Source organism: Mycolicibacterium sp. SMGY-1XX (genome assembly GCF_059132455.1).
Genome location: NZ_CP101139.1, coordinates 2,458,262 through 2,473,770, shown reverse-complemented (window position 1 = coordinate 2,473,770; position 15,509 = coordinate 2,458,262). Strand labels below are relative to the sequence as shown.

Here is a 15,509-nt window from a genome sequence, read left to right as displayed (position 1 = left end):
CGTCAGGCGGGACGGTTCATCGCGTAGAGCGCCATGCGCCGGTTCGACATCTGGTGCTCACCCAGGAAATCGCATTTCGCGAACTCGCACAGCCGCCGTGCGCCGCTGTTGCGGTGGTCGGGGTCGAACATGATGCGCCGGCACTGCGGCTCGATCTTGAACAGGCTTGCCGCCAAGCGCGGCAACAGGATCGGGCCGAATCCACGGTTGACGACGTTCAGATCCGCGATCGCCGCGTGCAGACCCAGATCCCAGGGGTCGGCGTCGTAGCGCGGGGCGATGGAATCCTTGGCCGCGCGGTAGACCTCGACGTAACCGTGGTCCTCGCCTTTGAAGCTGCCGATCAACGGTCGTGAGTACTCGCCGGCCAACTGCGCGCGCAGGTAGCCGTGCCACCAGTGCACCGGCCGGTCGTACTCCCATGCCTTCGCCAGATGGGGGCGGTTCATCCACTCCGAGATCATGGCGGCGTCGCGGTCAGGATCGACGAGCCGGATCGAGTAGGGCTCGGGCAGTTCCGGAATCGGTGGCGGCGGTACCGCACGAACCGCGTCTGAGATGTCCGTGAGCTCACGGGGCAGGATCGGCAGCACGTCAGTCATGGTGACCGCAGAGCCTACCGGAGCTGGTGAGGCTAGGGTTACCTAAACCCGGGCGTCAACCGCTTTGTCACGGTCGGCGAGCACCGTCAGCAGCACCACGGAATCCTCGTCGGCCGACAGCGCATGCCGCGCCGACGGGATCACCACGAAATCGCCGGCCACGCCTTCACAACTGGTGTCGCCGACCCGCAGCCGGACACGCCCCTGCAGTACCTGCAGGGTGGCTTCACCGGGACTCTCGTGCTCACCCAGTTCCCGGCCCTGGATCAGCGCGATGACCGTCTGCCTCAGAAAGTGTTCCTGCCCGCCGTGGATCGTGCGCGCCGCGCGGCCCGATCCGGTACTGCGCGCAGCGGCCAGCAGTTCGTCGATGACGAGGTTGAGCGGTATCGACTGCATAGCGCCTCCTTGATTCGGGTGCTTGATCTACGTCGCTTCTGCCAGCAACAGGATGCCCGCTAGGAGCAGGGCTACCACCTTCACCACCTCGACACCGACGTAGCCGTGGTGGGCGCGGGAGCGGGGGCGTTCACCTCCGGCCAGGACGACATCCGACCTGCGCGTGAGCGCGGGCCGGATGAACACCAGTTGAACCGCCAGCGCTGCGGCGGCGACCAGCACCGGCACGGAGTTCGCCCGCGTCGCCGCCAGCACCAGCACTGCCAGAACCACCTCGCACCCATTGAGCGCGCGGAACACCAACCGCCCGATGCCCAGCCCCAGCGCCAGTGTCACCCCCGGCGCCCGGAACTTCAGCGGTGCTTCCAGGAACGAGATCGCCAGCACCATGCCCACCCACACGAACACGGCCGCGACAGCTACCGCCCACGCTGTGTCCACGGCGCCAGTCCAGCACCGGCCCGCATCCCGCGGCAAGGGCCCTCGGTCACCGTCGAAAAGGAAGGTCGTCCCCGTCCTGAGCAGCGGGTGACACTGTTTGCATGACCGATGACGCGGTGGCGACATTGCAACGCTGGCAGGACTGCGGCGGTGTGTGGCGGGTCCTCGACCGGAGCGGCGACCGGGTGACCGTAGGGCTGTACCGATGTGACGGGGGCGAGGAGATGGACCGGGTGATCTCCTCGGACCCGACGTTGCTCGAGTTCCTCGGTGGTCGAAATGGCAGTGATCTGTGACCTGAGCAAACGGATACACAGTTTGCGCAAACTGTTGATAGCCTGACCCCGGGAGCCACAGACTCGAGAAAGCGGGGACGTCTTTGTGCCCTTGATCCGCCGGTGGTGGAATCAGCCCGACCACTACGGATGGTTGTCCACCTACCTGACCGGCCTCGGCGCGCTTCCTGCCGCGCGGGTGGTCATGGTTCTCACCGTCGTGAGCCTGGGCGCGCTGCCGGTGACGCTGACGCTGAGCCCAGCCGGGCCACAGGGCGCCGTGAGCCGGGTGACCGCGGTAGCCATCGCGGTGTGCTGCGCGGCCCTGGCGTCGTTGTGGGTGACGCGCACCTGGCCGAGCAAACGCAGGTCCTCGCTGTTCGTCATCGTGTCGGTGTTGTGCATCTCGGCGGCGTGCCTGATCGTGGCCCCGCAGCCCGGGCTCACGTCGTGCACGGTGTTCGCCGCCATCGGCGGTTACATCGCCTTCTTCCACACCGCGCGGGTGATGATGGTCAACTTCCTGGTGGCGTTCGCGACGGCCGCGGTACTGGCCGCGCGCCTGGCCGGCACCGATGCGGTACTGGCCGTCGCGATGCTGGTGCTGGTCCTCGTCGCCAACATCTCGGTGCCGTTCACCTGCCAGGCCCTGATCCAGGTGCTGGGCATCGACGCGCTCAACTCACGTACCGATCCGCTGACCGGGCTGCTCAATCGCCGCGCGTTCTACCGGCAGGCCGGTGAGTTGGTGGATCACACGTCTGCCGGCGACACCCGGTTCCTGATGATCGCGATGGTCGATCTGGACAAGTTCAAAGTCCTCAACGACACCAAGGGCCACGCCGTGGGCGACCGCGCTCTGGTCTCGGTGGGCCGTGCGCTGCGTGACAACACCCGCCGCTCGGCTGTGGTGGCCCGCGCCGGTGGTGAGGAATTTCTGATCGCCGATCTCATCACCGACGCCGACGCGGCGGCGCTGGCCGAACGGCTGCGGTTGGCGGTGGTGCGCACACCGTGGCGTCTGTCGGCGAGTATCGGCACGGTCACCGTCGCGGCGGCAGGGGTGCCGGCGCACGCGAGACCGGACGCACTGGACAACCTGATCGCGGTCGCGGACGACGCGATGTACGAAGCCAAGCGCGCGGGGGGAAATCAGAGCCGCCACCGAAGACTCGACGACATCGCCGAGGCGGATGTCGCCTGAGCCCACGGCGGCCATCCCCCGGCGCTTCCCGGACAACCCCTCACCTTCGGCCGCAGCGCAGCAGCATCACGGCGCTGACGAACTGCCAGGCGATGATCGGGTACACCGACGCCCGCTCGACGAGACCCACGGGCTGGACTCCGCCGCCCACCGCGGCCAGACAGGCGATGCCCACCGCTCCCAACACCACACTCGTCCATCGGTACCCGCGGTGACAGGTCGAACGTCCCCCGAGAATGACGGCGGCATTTCCGCCGAGGATCGCCAGCGCGGCTCCGATCCCATGCCACGGCACCGCGGTGTGGAGGTGACTGGGAAAGACGGCGATCATCACGTTGCCCACGGCGTTGACGGCGGCCGCGGCGACGAAGCCGCGCGAAGGCAACGCCTCCCGGCCGGCGAACACCGCACCGAGCAGGAACAGCATCCCGTGAACCGCGAAGGCGCCGATGTTCATGACGGCGGCGGTGCCGAGGTCGCTGATGTAGTTCCCGGTATAGCTGTAGCCCGGCGAACGGGCGGCCGCCACCGCCTCACACACCAGGTACACGGTGGCGCCGACAAGCCAGCTGACGGCGGCGGCGCGTGCGGATGTCACCCACGTCTGGTACCCCATGAGGACCGTGGTTTCGTCATGACGAAAATGGGAACAGTCCCCGCACAGCCTGCACCATCGAAGGGATCCGTGTGACTCAGTCCGCCCGCCAGACCGGTTCACTGTGAGCAGCCGCCATCCCGACAAAGTAGTGGTGGTGGGCGCCGGCTTGTCCGGTTTGTCGGCAGCCATGCACCTGGCCGGCCGCGGCGTCGACGTCACCGTCGTCGAACGCGGCGACCATCCCGGCGGGCGGATGGGCCGCGCCGACATCAAGGGGTACCGGATCGACACGGGCCCGACAGTGCTCACCATGCCGGAGATCCTCGACGACGCCTTCGCCGCGCTGGGCGAGTCCACCGCCGACAGACTCGACTTGATGCGGGTGGCGCCCGCCTACCGAGCCTCGTTCGCCGACGGCACCGAACTCGACGTCCACAGCGACGCGCGTGCCATGACAGCCGAGATCGAGCGCTTCGCCGGTCACCGTGAAGCACAGGGTTATCTGCAGCTGCGTGAGTGGCTGACCCGGCTCTACCGCGTCGAGTTCGACGGGTTCATCGGCTCCAACTTCGAATCGCCGTTGTCCCTGGTGAACACGGATCTGGTTCGCCTGCTCGCCATCGGGGGATTCCGGCGCTGGGACAGCGTGGTCCGCCGGTTCATCGCCGACGAGCGCCTGCAGCGGGTGTTCACCTTCCAGGCGCTCTACGCGGGGGTGCCTCCCCAGCGCGCGCTGGCCGTCTACGCGGTGATCGCCTACATGGACACCGTGGCCGGGGTGTACTTCCCCCGCGGCGGCATGCGGGCGGTTCCCGACGCCATGGCGGCGGCGGCCACCGAAGCCGGGGTGAAGTTCCGCTACGGCGCCGCGGTGACGACACTGGCGCGGCACGGCGGCACGGTGACCTCGGTGGGCACCGACGACGGCGACCAGATCCCCGCGGACGCGGTGGTGCTGACCACGGAGCTGCCGGACACCTACCGGCTGCTTGGGCGCACACCGCGGCGGGTGCTGCCGCTGCGACCTGCGCCATCCGCGGTGGTGGCGCACATCGGTTGTCGCGCAAGCGATTCGACGCTGCCCCATCACAACATCCTGTTCGGTGGCGCATGGCGGAACACCTTCCGCGAGATCATCGAAGACGGACGCGTGATGTCCGACCCGTCGTTGCTGGTGACCCGCCCCACCGTCGGCGATCCGACACTGGCCCCGGAAGGTCGCGACCTGCTCTACGTCCTGGCGCCGGCACCCAATACCGAGGTCGGCACCGTCGACTGGGCCAAGATCGGCCCGTCCTACACCGAGCAGATGCTCGAGAAGGTGGCCGCTCGCCTGCCCGAGCTCGCCGACGACACCGAGGTCCTCGACGTCGTCGACCCCACCGACTGGGCTCGGCAGGGCATGGCAGCGGGGACGCCGTTCGCGCTGGCCCACACTTTCAGCCAGACGGGCCCGTTCCGGCCGGCCAACCGGGTGCGTGGTGTCGACAACGTGGTGCTGGCCGGATCATCGACCGTTCCCGGCGTTGGCGTGCCGACTGCCGTCATCTCTGGCAGGCTGGCTGCAGAACGCCTCACCGGCGCCCCCGTGCGCCGCAGACACACGGTGGTGGTGCGCTGATGATCGGTTCCGAACTCGACGCCGCCGGCGTCCGAGACCCGGTGCTGCGTGACGCCTACCGGTCGTGTCGCACCCTCAACGCCGAGCATGGTCGCACCTTCTTCCTCGCCACCCGGCTGCTGGCACCCGATCAGCGCCCCGCGGTGCACGCGCTGTACGGCTTCGCCCGCCGCGCCGACGACATCCTCGACGATCTGGACTCACCGCTGAGTGTCGCCGAACGCGAAGACCGCCTGGAAAGCTTGCGATCTCAACTGTTCAACCGGCTGGTCAATGACGAGGCAGACGGCGACGACCCCGCTCTGTCGGCGGTGGTGCACTGCGCGCGCCGGTACCGCATCGGCTGGGACCTGTTCGACGATTTCCTCACCTCGATGAGGATGGACCTGACGATCACCGACTACCCGGACCGGCCTGCGCTCAAGCGCTACATGTACGGCTCCGCCGAGGTCATTGGTCTGCAGATGCTGCCGGTGCTCGGCACCGTCGGCCCGCGCGAGGAGGCCGCGCCCTACGCCGCCGCCCTCGGCGAAGCGTTCCAGCTCACCAATTTCATCCGCGACGTCGATGAAGACCTCGAGCGCGGGCGGGTTTACCTGCCCGCCGACGAACTCGCCGCCCACGGTGTGGACCGCGACCTGCTGCAGTGGTGTCACGACAACCGCGTCACGGACCCGCGGGTCCGGCGCGCGCTGGTGGAACAACTCGCGACCACCCGGGCGGTCTATGCCAAGGCCCGCGCCGGAATTCCGTTGTTGGCGGCCCGTTCTCGTCCCTGCATCACGGCGGCGCTGACGCTGTACTCGGAGATCTTGGACCGGGTGGAACAGCTGGATTTCACGGTCTTCAGTCAACGCGCCACGGTCGGCAACCGCAGACGTCTGCAGGTTGCGGGCGTGGGGCTACTCGACGCATGGCGGAGCCGGCGGCGCACCGGAAAGGTGTGAGCGAAGGTGCTGCATCGTATTGCTGGCGAAAGGCGGCAACCATCGTGAAACCTCGCACCGGCCTGCTCCGTCGCGCCTCCAAAGTGACGCCGTTCCAAGTACTCCCGCGTGCACGGTGGGCCGAGCAGCGGGCAACGTGGCGCGAAGCCGACCCGGCCCTCATCGACTCGGCACTGCAACGGGCATTGCGCCGGCCCAGCGGCAACTGGTATGTGCTGGCGGCCAGCGCCGACATCCGGAACCGGCCGTTCAGTGCGACCGTCGGCGGGCGCGAACTCGTCGCGTGGCGCGATGATCACCAGCAGCTCCACGTCGCACCCGCGGCCTGTCCTCACCTCGGTGCCGACCTGTGCACCGCCGCCGTCGACCGCGGTGCACTGGTGTGCCCGTGGCACGGGTTACGGCTCACCGGTCACGCCCGGCCGGGCTGGACTCCGTATCCCGCACACGACGACGGTGTGCTCACCTGGGTCCGGCTCGATGATGTGGGTGGCGAAACCCCTACCGATGCACCGATTCTGCCGACGCGGCCGGCCGAACCCCGGATCTCTGCGGTCACGCGGCTCACCGGGGTGTGCGAACCGCGGGACGTGATCAGCAACCGTCTGGACCCGTGGCACGGGTCGTGGTTCCACCCGTATTCGTTCGCGGCGCTGGAGGTGCTCGACGCTCCCCCCGCCGAGGAGGACGTCGCCGAACATCTCGACCGCTTCGTCGTCTCGGTGACGTTCCACATCGGCCGCGTCGGTGTTCCGGTGATCGCTGAATTCACCTGTCCGGAGCCGCGCACCATCGTCATGCACATCGTCGAGGGCGAAGGCACCGGCAGCGTCGTGGAAACCCACGCCACGCCATTGGGCCCGGGCCCAGACGGGCGACCCCGCACCGCCGTCATCGAGGCCGTGATCGCGCACTCCGACCGGTCCGGATTCAAATACGCGCCCAAGGCATCGGCGGTCATGACGCCGTTCATGCGCTTGGCGGCCAACCGATTGTGGCGCGACGACCTGGTGTACGCCGAACGGGTGTACGCGTTGCGCACCCGCACCACCTGAGCGTCACCCGATCAGCGCCCCCTCCTCCAGAGCCCGGTCGGCTTCACCGAGCAACACGGACTGGGCTTCGGTGTAGATCCGCCACGCGTCCTCGGGGTTGTCGCCCACGGCCGTCAGCCCCAAGCGGCCACATTCGGTCAGGCAGCTCATCATGTGGAACACCACGCCGGTGCGCCGCGACTGGTCGAAGTGCAGGCCGTGGTCCACCACGATGTCCATCAGGTCGGCGACGGTCAGGGCTTTGAGGCGCTCGTCTTCGAGGTGGTCGGTGGCCACCAGGTACTTGCGACTGCCGCTTCGGGTCAGGTAGACCCCGTTCTCGCCGTCGTAACTGCCGTCGGTGAGGAACTGCAGCGTCAGGAACGGGTGGGTGGTACCGCCTTTGCGCAGATTGAGCTCGATCGCATACGGCTCCCATGCGCCCGTATCATCCTGTACCACAACAAAATCTACTGCGAAGCGGCCCAACACGCCCAGGCTCGCCAGGTGCCGGCCGATCACCATCGCCGGTTCGGCAATGGCTTTGGCGTACGCGGGATCCGCCGGGAACAGACAACCCAGGTACTGCTGCCCGCTCTTGCCGCCGAGCAGCTGATCGTGGGTGGACAACAGTTCCACGGTACCGTCGGGCAGCGCGCGCATCTGCACACTGGGACTGGTCAAGGAGACACCCGAGATCCGCTCTTCGACAATCCCGCCGTGCTTGGCGAACGCCGCCAGATAGGCGTCTACAGAGAGCTTTTCGGATTCGGGTTGCATACTGCGCACGCGGGCGGTGATCAGCCCCTCCTCGTCGGGGCCGCCGGGCTCGGGCAGATCCGACAGGTCCAGCGAGGCGTTGCCCGCGCCCGAGACACCTTCGTTGAGTTTCACGATCGCCTGGGTCAGGGAGGGGCGGCGCCGGCGCATGTCGGACACCGCCGTCACGATCTCGGCCACGGAGTGCAGGTCCTCCGCACCGACCGGGCAGGGCACCCCGAGCTCCTCGAACATCCTGCGGCAGCCGGTCTTGGTGCCCAGATCGGAAAGCCGCGGATCCGCGCCGTACATCGGAACACCCAGAGACAGCGCGACATCCCGCTCCAGTGGCGTGGTGTTGTACGGGATCAGATGGCAGCGCGCCGCATTGGGCACCAGCGAGCGGATGGTCCGCAACAACCGGGGCCGCGCCAGCAGTTTGGCGCTCAACGGCACCGCCGACGCGTCGCCCACCGCCACCAACGTGAGCCGGGCCCGGGCGTGGCTCGGGATGACCCCGGGCAACAGCCCGAGGTAGTACTCGACGATGGATTCTGAAATCGGTTGAGACGTAACGTAGATCATCCGCAACCGGGGCTGCCGCAGCAACAACAGCAAGAACAGTGCCCGCTCCTCCATGGCCTGCATGATGGTGCCGCTGCCGGGGGTGCTGCGTTCGATGCTGATCGAGGGCACCACCACCACGGACTCGTCGTCGAGTCCGAGCTGCATGGACCGCCACACCGAGGGCATGGCCGTCTGCAGTCCGTCGAACGCACGGTACCGCTGCTGCTCATCCAGTTGCGACAGCCGCAGCCCGTCGGTGTGCTGGGCGGGTACCTGTAGTTGGGTCATGTGCTCACCTACCTGTCGTCGAGTGCTTTGATGTTGTGGACCCGCACCGAGCGGCTGAATCCCTTGGGCCGCACATCGCCCACCATCTCGGCGACCGAGAGGTGTTCTGTCGCGGCGAGCACCTGATCGGTCACCAGCACCTGCCACGCCGTCGCCTCGGCGCACAACCGCGCGGCCAGGTTGGTGACGCTGCCGATCGCCGAGTAGTCGAACCGGCCTTCGAAGCCGATGCGGCCCAGGGTGGCATACCCTTGCGCGATACCGATTCCCAGGCCCAGGTCATGGCCGCGGCGCAGCCATCCGGCGGCGAGTTCACGCACGGCGTCACGGATCCCCACCGCCATCCGCACCGCACGTTCGGCTGGATCGTCGCACTCGACGGGGTCATTGAAGAACACCATCATCCCGTCGCCGGTGAAACGTTCCAGGGTGCCCTCGTACGCATGTACCAGCGCACCCATGGCGCGGTGGTACTCGCTGAGCACACCCATCACCTCCTCGGGTTCACTGGCCTCGGCGAACGGCGTGAAGTTCCTCAGATCCGTGAACACGACCACGATTTCGCGTCGATGGCTGCGCAGCAGGTCCTCGTCACCGACCACCAGCTCGGCCAGTTGCGGTGACAGGAAGCGGCGAAGCCGGTTGGTGCGTTCCAGTTCCGCGAGTTGCCGCGCGACACGCGTCTCCAGCTCGGCGTTCCATCGTGCCAGTTCGTCGGCCTGCCAGACGATTGTGTCGTGGTAGCGCTTGATCCGCGCCAATGATGCGACACGGGCCAGCAATTCGCTTTTGTCGAAGGGTTTGGTGATGAAGTCGTCGGCGCCGGATTCCAGCGCGGCCAGTCGTTGGTCGCTGCCGCTGGCGGTGATCATCACCACCGGCAGGAACTCGGTGGCGGGCCGGGCGCGGATCATCCGGCACACCGCATGGCCGTCCATCTCCGGCATGACGATGTCCAGCAGCACGATGTCGATGTTGTCGGTCTCCAGCAGGGCCAGCGCCTCGGCGCCGGACGGGGCGGTGATCACCCGGTACCCGCGCGGCGTCAGCACCGCATCCAGCAGCCGCAGATTGGCGGGTTGATCGTCGACCGCGAGCACGGTCACCTGTTCGGTCATCACGACGGTCGGCCGGCAAGGAACTCGGCTACCTGGGTGGGCAGCGCCCGCACGCTGATCGGTTTCTCGACGTAGCCGTCGAATCCGGCCGACGACGCCCGTTGCCGGTCCTCGGCCATCGCGAACGCGGTGACCGCCACCACCGGGACCTCTGGCGACAGGCCGTCCTCGCGCATCCGGTGCAGTGTCTCCACGCCGTCCATCCCGGGCAGCTGCAGGTCCATCAGCACCAGGTCGGGCGGCAATCGGCGGGCGGTGTGCACGCCCTCCTCCCCCGTCCGGGCTTCGGTGACCTCATAGCCGGCGTACTGCAGGACATCACGAACCAGTTTCAAATTCAACGGATTGTCCTCGACGACAAGAATTCTCGGCATGGTCACGACGCCTCCGTCCCGCGCTGCCCACCCGACAGCACCCCGACGCAGCGCAGGGCCTCGATCAGGTCGTCGCGCCGCACCGGCTTGAGCAGGTACACCGCGGCGCCGAGTGCGCGCCCGCGTGGCCGGTCATCGACCACCGAGGCGATCACCACCGGGATTCCCGCGGTGTTCGGGTCGGACTTAAGGGCGGCCAGGACCTGCCAGCCGTCGACCCTGGGCAGGTGGATGTCCAGCACCACCGCCTCAGGGCCCACCTTGCCGATCAGATCGAGCGCTTCGTGGCCGTCGCGGCAGCGCAGCACCCGCACGGGCAGTCGAGCCAGATACGCGTCCATCAGGTCCAGCGACGCGCGGTCGTCGTCGACGAGGACCACCGCGGGTAGTCCCCCGTCGTCGGTGCCCGCCTGATCGTCGCTGTCCACCAGACCCGGGATCGCGAAACCGAATGTGCTCCCCACCCCGAGGGTGCTCTCCAACCACATCCGGCCGCCCAGTTCAGAGACGATCCGCCGCGACAGCGTCAACCCCAACCCGGTGCCCTCCTCCTTGGCGGGGCCGCGGCGGCCCTGTTGGAAGGATTCGAAGATCCGCTCCTGATCCTCGGGAGCCACCCCGATTCCGGTGTCGCAGACCTCGACGACGAGTTCGGCACCTGCGCGGGTGGCCCGTACGCTGACCCGCCCGCCGTCTGGGGTGAACTTCACCGCGTTGGCAACCAGGTTGAGCACCACCTGCTTGAACCGCAGCTCGTCGGTGTCGATGGTGTCGACGTCGTCGGCGACCGTCGCCGTCACCGAGATCCCGTGCTGGGCGGCCCGTTCGCGCACCATGGCCAGGGTGTAATCCAACACGCTGCGGACGCTGAACGTGCTGGGCTCCAGGACCATCTTCCCCGCCTCGACTTTCGACAGATCGAGGATCTCGTTGAGCAGTTCGAGCAGATGCCGGCCGGAATGCCAGATGTCACGCAGATACTCGTCCTGACGTTCGTTGAGCTCACCGAACATCCGGTCGAGCAGGACTTCGGAGAACCCGATCACCGCGTTGAGCGGGGTCCGCAGCTCGTGGGACATGCTGGCGAGGAACTCCGACTTGTGGCGGCTGGCGACCTCGAGTTCGTTTGTCTTGGTCTCCAGTTCACCGAACAACCGCGCGTTGACGATCGCCAGCGCCGACTGGCTGGCGAAGGTCTGCAGCATGTCGATGACGTCGGGCGGGAACGACCCGGTGCCGCGACGGCGGATCATCAGTACCCCGATCAGGGTGTCACCGCGCAGCATCGGCACCGCCAGCACCGACCGCCAGCCATCGCGCAGCAGGACGTCGAGGTAGGGGTCCAGTTCGGTGTCGGCGAGATCCGGGATCTCGAGTGTGTTGTGCGCCAGCGCAGCACGGCCCAACCGCGTCGAATCCCGATCTATGGTGATGGCGCTGAGCTGCTGGAGCAGTTCGGCGCTGCTGCCGAACGCGGCGCGCATCCTCAGCACGTCGGCGGCTTCGTCGTATTCGAGGATCGACCCGCCGTCGGTCCCCAGGGTGATGTCACCGAAGCCGAGGTTGGTCAACCGGACGGCGTTGCTGACGATCCGGTCCAGCACCTCGTCGAGATCGAGGCTGGAACCCACCGCCTCGCCCACTTCGCGGAGGGCTTCCAGTTGGGCGACCTTGTTGGCCAACTCGCCGCCGCGCGCTTCCAGCGCACGCAGCAGTTCGACCTGGCGCAGCACGATGGCGCCTTGGACGGCGAACTCCTCGAGTAGCTCGCGTTCGTGAACATCGAAGGGCGCCACGTCGGTTCGCCACAGCGAGAGCACGCCCACCACCTCGTCCTGGAGGATCATCGGGGTGGACATCAAGGTGCGGAACCCGGTGAGGCTCTGCAGGTCGAGGCGCCCGTATTCGGAATCGTTGAGCACGTCGGCGATCTGATGGGTCTTCTTGTCGGCCGCCGCTCGCCCCACGGTGGACGAGCGGTTGCGGGCGATGGGTTGTTCGAGCAGATGCTGCCGGTAGGTGTCCGGGGTCTTGCCGGACACCCGGGACAGCCGGAACATGTCGCCGTCGAGCAGGAACAACTGTGCGGCGCCGGCGCCGCACAGTCGCGCCGCGTATTCGACCACCGTGTCGAGTACGGCTCCGGGATCGGCGACGTCGCGGCCCAGCGCCGCGAGGATCTCCCGACTGGCTGCCGACTGTTCCCGGGCGTCACGCAGCTCGCGGAGCAGATCGGGCGAATCACCCGAAGAGCTTCCTGTGACGCCCGGCGGATCGGCCACAGTTCCCCCCTTTAGGACCTCTAGCCATTCTGTGCCCTCAGGCGGGCACGCGGCAATACACGTCCGTCAGATGGATTCATTCTGCCGTTGTGGCAGTGGAGGTTTCGCCGTTCATGGGCTGCGCAGCACCGTGATCGTGGTCCAGGCCCCCACGTGGATCCGGTCACCGTCGGCCAGCGGGGTCTCGGCGCCGTTCTTCAGCAAGGCCTCGCTGTCGTTGAGGCTGGTGCCGTTGGTGGAGCCGAGGTCGGTGATGGTCAACTCCGCACCGTGCAGGCGCAGCACCGCGTGCTGGCTGGACACCCCGCGATCGCTGGGATGGATGCCCAGGTCGATCTGCGGTTCGATACCCTGGCCGGCATTGCGCCGACCGATGAGGGTGGCGTTGTCCTGCAGCGTGATTCGTCGTTCCGGGAAGAACTGCGGGAACTCCACGGTATCGGGTCCGCCGCGCGCCAGCACCCGGTTGTAGAAAGCGCGGTCGGCGGCCACCACCGCGGTCCACACCGTCTGCTGTGCAGCCGGTGTCGCAGCCGAGGACGTGACGGGCGCCGGAAGCGCCGAGTCGTGACCACAGGATTCACAGAACCGGCCACTGATGGGCGAACCGCACGCCGGGCACGATGCCGGTTCGGCAACCGGCGCAGCCGGTGCGGCGGCGATCGCCGAACCGCAGACGTCGCAGTAGTCCGTCGCCACGGATGTGTGCCCCTCGATGCAAGTGGGCATCAGGACTCCTTCCGCACCCGGGCCGTCTTCGTCGACCGCGCGTCCAGGGCCATCTCGTCGGCGGCGGCCACTTCCCGGCGCAGTCGCGCGGTCCCGGTCCGCTCATCCACGTCGATCACGCCCCGCAGCAAGGTGGCGGTCCCGTCGTTGCCGGACTCCACCGCCAGTTCCATGGCACGCTGCAGCTTGGCGGTGGCGGTGGCTTCGTCGCCGCTCTTGCGCGCGCTCAACCCTTCCTGCACGGCCTGCGCCAGTTCCGCCTGGCCGGTGTAATGCGCCACCCGCCTGCTGATCCGGGCGGACAACGCGGAATCGGCGGTCCACACCGCTTTGACCAGCCCCTCACCCAGCACCTGATCCCCCGCCACGACTGTCACCCGGGCGGCGAGCTTCTCGCGTCCCACCGCGGCGGGTTCGACGTCCACTTGCACGTGGTAGTCGCGTTCCTCGGCGCCCCAGGATCCCAGCGGATACTCGCCCGTCTGGGCGGCGGTGTCGACACGCCGGGCGGTCAGGTCCTCGACGGTCGGCGCCACCTGTTTGACGAACTCGATGCGGGCGCCCGCCGGGGTCCACAGCCGCAATGTCATATCGGCGATCGACTTGGCCATGGAGGTGCGCATCATGCTCGCAAAATCCTCGGCCAGGTCTTCGGGGTCGGCCACGATGTCGACGGTGCCCAGAAGAGCCGAGGCGATGGCGCGGAGCTCTTCGACCTGCCAGTCGGTGCCCACTCCGCGGCAATCACAGGTGAACTCGCCTTCGGACAGCCCGATCTCCTGGCCCAGCTGTTCGGGGGTCTCGTGTTCGTCCTTGCCGTCGGTGAGCAGGATGGCATGGGTCAACGCGCCGGGGCGTTGCCCGACGATGCCCCTGACATGAGCCAGCCATTTCCCGATCGCGGTGCCGCCGTTGGGCCGTAGCGCATCGACCGCGCGAGCCGCCTCGGCTCTGGTCGTGGGGTTGGCCGGGGCCAGCCCGCCCTGAGCCGGATAGACACTCTTGGCTTTGTCTGAGCCCGCGATCACCGTGAAGTGGGTCCCGTCGACGAGTTCGTTGATGGCCGCCAGCGTCGCGCGTTTGGCGCCGTCGAATTTGGAGGCGGGCGACAGCATGGAGGTCGAGGTGTCGATGACGATGGCTTCCACCCGTTCTGGGGCCGGGGTGGCGGCGGCCAGCTCTGCGCTTGCGGCGATGCTGACGATCGCGTCGACTGTGCCGCTGCCCTCGGCCAGATAGGGATTGTGGTCGACGTCGACGGAGATACCCTGCTGCGCAGCTGAACTCATGGTGTTCCTCCGATCGGGACGATGACGACCGTGATGTTGTCCTGGCCACCCGCGGACAGTGCGTACTCCACCAGCGCCTGTGCGGCCGAGGTGGCGTCCCCGGCCGCACAGAACCGCGCGAGCTCCTCGGCCGCGGGCAGGTAATTCCACAACCCGTCGCTGCACAGCAGCAGGACCCCCGGGCCGGTGACGGTGAGGTTCTGCACGCTGTCCTCAGCCCAGGGCTGGGGGTCGGCATCGGCACCGAGCCAGCGGGTGATGGTGTGCGCGCCGCGCAACACGGCGGGCGAGTCGGCGGGCAGCCCGGTGGCGATGAGTTCCTGCGCAAGCGAATCATCGACCGTGAGTTGCCGGGCGGCTGCCGGCGGGGCGGGCAGCCAGTAGGCCCGGCTGTCACCGACATTGCCGATGGTGATGGTGGCAGTACCGTCGCCGGCGGGCAGGACCGCGGTCGCGGTGTAGGTGCACGACGGCGCGGTGGCCGGGTCGGCTCCGGCGTGCGCTGATGCGGCGGCCTTGGTGGCTTGGGCCAAACCGGCCAGCGTCGCCGCCCGGGTGTCCGCCCCCGACGCCAGGGCTGTCAGCATGGCGTCCACGCCGGCGGTGGCGGCCGCCGCCGACGCCAGCTGCGCTTCGTCGGAGGTGGAGACACCGTCGCTGACGGCGATCGCATAACCGGTGAGGGAGCCGTCACCACCTCTGATCACTCCGGCAGCGGCGGCGTCCTCGTTGCGGCTGTGTTCGATACCGCGATCGGTGACCAGTACCACGCCGCCCAGTTCGGCCTGGTCCCGGTCGGGTGCCGCACGCCGGTGCCCGCAGGCACTGCAGTACCCGTCGGTGAAGGTGGTGTTACCGCAGTCCTGACATGCGGCGCCGGTGTCTTGCATCGGTCGTGGGATGGTGACCCTGTGCAGGTCCGCCAGTGGGGCACCGCAGCTGCCACAGAACCGGTCGGCGGTCGCCACAGTCGCATCACAGC

At 68.0% G+C, this 15,509-nt stretch carries 16 protein-coding genes; 5 read left to right on the top strand and 11 right to left on the bottom strand.

All coding sequences use genetic code 11. The annotated features are described in order from the left end of the window. Positions 1-2: 2 nt before the first annotated feature. The 3 genes from NL241_RS12140 to NL241_RS12130 are packed head-to-tail and all read right to left on the bottom strand — an operon-like array spanning position 3 to position 1,391. On the bottom strand, positions 3-602 hold the full coding sequence (locus tag NL241_RS12140) for a GNAT family N-acetyltransferase (RefSeq protein ID WP_494397664.1): 600 nt from the start codon (positions 600-602) through the stop codon (positions 3-5). A 42-nt stretch (positions 603-644) separates the two neighbouring features. Continuing rightward, entirely contained in the window at positions 645-1,001 is a 357-nt protein-coding gene (locus NL241_RS12135) for a cupin domain-containing protein (RefSeq protein ID WP_494397663.1), read from the bottom strand. 27 nt (positions 1,002-1,028) lie between these two features. Next, positions 1,029-1,391 (bottom strand): hypothetical protein, encoded by a 363-nt coding sequence (locus tag NL241_RS12130; RefSeq protein WP_487689366.1) that lies wholly within the window; start codon positions 1,389-1,391, stop codon positions 1,029-1,031. Positions 1,392-1,543: 152 nt separating this feature from the next. Here NL241_RS12130 and NL241_RS12125 point away from each other — a divergent pair, with 152 nt between their 5' ends. Both NL241_RS12125 and NL241_RS12120 read left to right on the top strand, forming a co-directional pair. Then, on the top strand, positions 1,544-1,738 hold the full coding sequence (locus tag NL241_RS12125; protein ID WP_487688542.1) for a hypothetical protein: 195 nt from the start codon (positions 1,544-1,546) through the stop codon (positions 1,736-1,738). Between the two features lie 85 nt (positions 1,739-1,823). Next, complete coding sequence (locus tag NL241_RS12120) at positions 1,824-2,921, top strand: GGDEF domain-containing protein (RefSeq protein ID WP_494397662.1); 1,098 nt, start codon at positions 1,824-1,826, stop codon at positions 2,919-2,921. 40 nt (positions 2,922-2,961) lie between these two features. Here NL241_RS12120 and NL241_RS12115 read toward each other — a convergent pair whose 3' ends face one another. Then, a complete protein-coding gene (locus NL241_RS12115) occupies positions 2,962-3,519 on the bottom strand; it encodes a DUF998 domain-containing protein (RefSeq protein WP_487688536.1) in 558 nt (185 codons plus the stop codon). Positions 3,520-3,640: 121 nt separating this feature from the next. Between NL241_RS12115 and crtI the strand changes: the two genes are divergently transcribed. The 3 genes from crtI to NL241_RS12100 are packed head-to-tail and all read left to right on the top strand — an operon-like array spanning position 3,641 to position 7,142. After that, positions 3,641-5,140, top strand: a complete 1,500-nt coding sequence (gene crtI, locus NL241_RS12110; protein WP_494397661.1) for a phytoene desaturase family protein — start codon at positions 3,641-3,643, stop codon at positions 5,138-5,140. Continuing rightward, positions 5,140-6,087, top strand: coding sequence for a phytoene/squalene synthase family protein (locus tag NL241_RS12105; RefSeq protein ID WP_487688531.1), 948 nt, complete (start codon positions 5,140-5,142; stop codon positions 6,085-6,087). Before crtI ends, NL241_RS12105 begins: the two co-directional genes overlap by 1 nt. 44 nt (positions 6,088-6,131) lie before the next feature. Next, on the top strand, positions 6,132-7,142 hold the full coding sequence (locus tag NL241_RS12100) for a Rieske (2Fe-2S) protein (protein WP_494397660.1): 1,011 nt from the start codon (positions 6,132-6,134) through the stop codon (positions 7,140-7,142). A gap of 3 nt (positions 7,143-7,145) precedes the next feature. Here NL241_RS12100 and NL241_RS12095 read toward each other — a convergent pair whose 3' ends face one another. The 7 genes from NL241_RS12095 to NL241_RS12065 form a co-directional block, all read right to left on the bottom strand. Beyond that, the gene (locus NL241_RS12095) at positions 7,146-8,735 is read right to left on the bottom strand and encodes a peptide ligase PGM1-related protein (RefSeq protein ID WP_494397659.1); all 1,590 of its coding nucleotides are present in this window, start codon (positions 8,733-8,735) and stop codon (positions 7,146-7,148) included. An 8-nt stretch (positions 8,736-8,743) separates the two neighbouring features. Beyond that, positions 8,744-9,853: an adenylate/guanylate cyclase domain-containing protein gene (locus tag NL241_RS12090; RefSeq protein ID WP_494397658.1), complete on the bottom strand. Its 1,110-nt coding sequence runs from the start codon at positions 9,851-9,853 to the stop codon at positions 8,744-8,746. After that, on the bottom strand, positions 9,853-10,227 hold the full coding sequence (locus NL241_RS12085; RefSeq protein ID WP_494398291.1) for a response regulator: 375 nt from the start codon (positions 10,225-10,227) through the stop codon (positions 9,853-9,855). Before NL241_RS12085 ends, NL241_RS12090 begins: the two co-directional genes overlap by 1 nt. Before the next feature lie 2 nt (positions 10,228-10,229). Further along, positions 10,230-12,509, bottom strand: coding sequence for an ATP-binding protein (locus NL241_RS12080; protein WP_494397657.1), 2,280 nt, complete (start codon positions 12,507-12,509; stop codon positions 10,230-10,232). Positions 12,510-12,620: 111 nt separating this feature from the next. Further along, a complete protein-coding gene (locus NL241_RS12075; protein ID WP_487688367.1) occupies positions 12,621-13,238 on the bottom strand; it encodes an FHA domain-containing protein in 618 nt (205 codons plus the stop codon). Further along, entirely contained in the window at positions 13,238-14,527 is a 1,290-nt protein-coding gene (locus tag NL241_RS12070) for a vWA domain-containing protein (RefSeq protein WP_494397656.1), read from the bottom strand. Before NL241_RS12070 ends, NL241_RS12075 begins: the two co-directional genes overlap by 1 nt. Beyond that, entirely contained in the window at positions 14,524-15,417 is an 894-nt protein-coding gene (locus NL241_RS12065; RefSeq protein WP_494397655.1) for a PP2C family protein-serine/threonine phosphatase, read from the bottom strand. The genes NL241_RS12070 and NL241_RS12065 overlap by 4 nt, the downstream gene beginning before the upstream one ends. Between the last annotated feature and the right edge of the window lie 92 nt (positions 15,418-15,509).